Origin of the sequence: Zafaria sp. Z1313, assembly GCF_050563205.1 — a bacterium.
Classification (GTDB): domain Bacteria; phylum Actinomycetota; class Actinomycetes; order Actinomycetales; family Micrococcaceae; genus JAZDCJ01.
In genome coordinates, this window is the sequence record NZ_JBNWUK010000054.1 from 1 (window position 1) to 2304 (window position 2304).

Genomic DNA, 2304 nt, shown 5'->3' on the forward strand with positions numbered 1-2304 from the left:
CATCTCATCGACACCGGTCAGGCGGCGCTGACGCTTCTTGACGATGACCGGTGAGAAGGTCCCTTCCCGGTCCCGCGGCACGTCCACCTCCACCGGGCCCGTGGTCTCCGTCAGCACCGTTTTTGGGCGCACGCCGTTGCGGGAATTCGCGGTCTGCTTCCCTGCCGTATCGTGCTTTTCATATCCGAGATGCTCGGTCATTTCCTCATCGAGCGCGGTCTCGATCACGGTCTTGGTCAGCTGCTTGAGCAGACCGTCCGGCCCGGTCAGGGACAGGCCCTGTTCCTTCGCCATTCTGACCAGCTCGCGCGCAGCGTCGCCCTCGGATACTTCTGTCTTCTTTTCAGCGGTTTTCGTACTCGGCACAGCCTCAAGTGTTGCGGCCATATCGGGCTCCTCCCCGCCAGGCTTACCGCCCGGCGTGTCGAGCCGGATACACCGTTATTTCCACAGTCCCAGATCCGGGAGGCAGCGAAGGCGATGATTGAGCACGACGGGCCCGTGTACATGCGCATCGGGGGCCCATCGATCCCCGATCTGTTCCCGCAGGCACCGTTCACCATCGGGGAAGGGCGGATGATTCGGGAAGGGTCTCGCGCAACGGTCGTCACGACGGGGACCATCACCCCGGAGGTCGTGGTCGCGGTGCAACGGCTCGCGGACGACGGCATCGATGTGGACCTCATCGGGATGCCAACTGTCGAACCTGTTGACGCGGCGCTTATCCGCGCGTCCGCTCATCGCACCGGACGCGTCATCACCGTCGAGGAGCACTACACCCGCGGCGGTCTCTCCGCGGCCGTTGGCGAGGCTCTGGCAACCTCGGGAATTCCCGTGCACGCCATCGGGTTGCCGCATGAGCACATCGTCACCGGTACGTACCCAGGACTGCTTGCTCGATACGCGCTTGACGCCGCGGGACTGGACGAGCGCATTCGGCTGCTCGTCCGCTAGGCGGACCCGCTGTGGTGGACCCCGAGTCATCCACCACGGCGGGTTCACTCACGCTTGTAATCGAACTTCAGCCGCACCGTGGTGTGCTCAACATGATTGGGTCCCGGTTAGCAGTCCAGTGGCTATGCGATAGCTAGTTGATTTTTCTGCGTCCAGGTGTCCCAGTATTGTTTCGGCGTCATGCCGTCGAGGGATCCGTGGGGCCGTTCATGATTGTAGATGTCCTTCCACTCGTCGGCCAAGTACTTCGCTTCGGCCATGGTGTCGATGATTTCCCCAGTGAGTTGTTCCCTTCTGAATTGGGCGTTGAATGATTCGGCGAACCCGTTCTGCCACGGGGATCCCGGGTCGATGAACGCCGTATCTACCCCGGCAGTGGCGCACCAGTTGACCAGCGCTGCGGCGGTGAATTCCGGCCCGTTATCGGAGCGCACATAGGTTGGCGTGACACCGGTTTCGGCGATGATGTCCTCCAGGACGGCGACCACATCGGTGGCGGTGAAGGACCTGCGCGGAACGATCGCCAGGGCGGTGCGGGTGTACTCGTCAATGACGTTGAAGAACCGGACATGCCGCCCACAGGAGGTCACATCGGATTGGAAGTCGAAGCTGATCACGTGCATCGGGTATTCGGCCTTCAGCCGCTTCTGCTCCCCGGCGCCGGGCCCGGTGCGGCGACGCTTACGCGCCTTCGGCTTGCACGTCAGTCCCTCGGCCCGCCAGAGCCGGCGCACCCGCTTAGCGTTGAGCACCACGCCAGCCCACTCCGGCTGGGCCAGCAGGCGCCAGCGGGCCTTCCGCCACCCCCACGCCGGATGCTCCCCGGCGATGGCCCGCAACGCCGCGCGTAGCCGGGCTTCCTCAAAGCTGACCGCTGGGCGTGACTTGCGCAGCGCGGAACGGTTCTGCCCCAGCACCTTGCACGCGAATCTCTCGGACGCCCCGAATTTCTCCACCGCCATGCGCACTGCCCGGCGGCGAGGTTCGGGGCTCAGAATTTTCCCTTAGCCACCTCGTTCAGGATGTCGATGGCCAGTTCCTTCTCGGCCAGCAACCGCTTCAGCCGGGCGTTTTCCTTCTCCAAGTCCTTGACCGCTTTGGTTTGGGCTGCGTTCTGCTCGGAACCGTACTGCTGCAGCCACCGATACCAGGTTGCCTCGGTGACCTGCAGCTCCTTGATGACCTCGATCATCGGCTTGCCGTCATTGAGCATCTTCTGCCCCTGCCGGACCTTCGCGACGACCTGATCCGGGGTATGCCTACGTGCCATAATCTGTGAATTTCCTCCTGCACCCATTATCGGATGCGAAACTCACACAGTCACCGGACTCCTACCCGGGGACCCAACCA

3 protein-coding genes are annotated in these 2304 nt (G+C 63.3%); 1 reads left to right on the forward strand and 2 read right to left on the reverse strand.

Features of this window, described 5'->3' with window-relative positions; all coding sequences use genetic code 11:
• A partial coding sequence (locus ACQ3I4_RS16675; protein WP_430633347.1) for a transposase occupies positions 1 to 387 on the reverse strand: 387 nt, incomplete at its 3' end.
• A 93-nt stretch (positions 388 to 480) separates the two neighbouring features.
• On the opposite strand from ACQ3I4_RS16675, the gene ACQ3I4_RS16680 reads away from it, so the two are divergent.
• Positions 481 to 954 (forward strand): transketolase C-terminal domain-containing protein, encoded by a 474-nt coding sequence (locus ACQ3I4_RS16680; RefSeq protein ID WP_430633941.1) that lies wholly within the window; start codon positions 481 to 483, stop codon positions 952 to 954.
• Between the two features lie 122 nt (positions 955 to 1076).
• Here ACQ3I4_RS16680 and ACQ3I4_RS16685 read toward each other — a convergent pair.
• A protein-coding gene (locus tag ACQ3I4_RS16685; protein WP_329863527.1) for an IS3 family transposase occupies positions 1077 to 2224 on the reverse strand; the annotation gives its coding sequence in 2 pieces (ribosomal slippage) (positions 1077 to 1951 and positions 1951 to 2224; 1149 coding nt in all).
• Positions 2225 to 2304: the final 80 nt, after the last annotated feature.

Excerpts from the sequence above, each read along its gene's own strand:
- ACQ3I4_RS16680 (WP_430633941.1), top strand. The coding sequence starts at position 481 with ATGATTGAGCACGACGGGCCCGTGTACATGCGCATCGGGGGCCCATCG.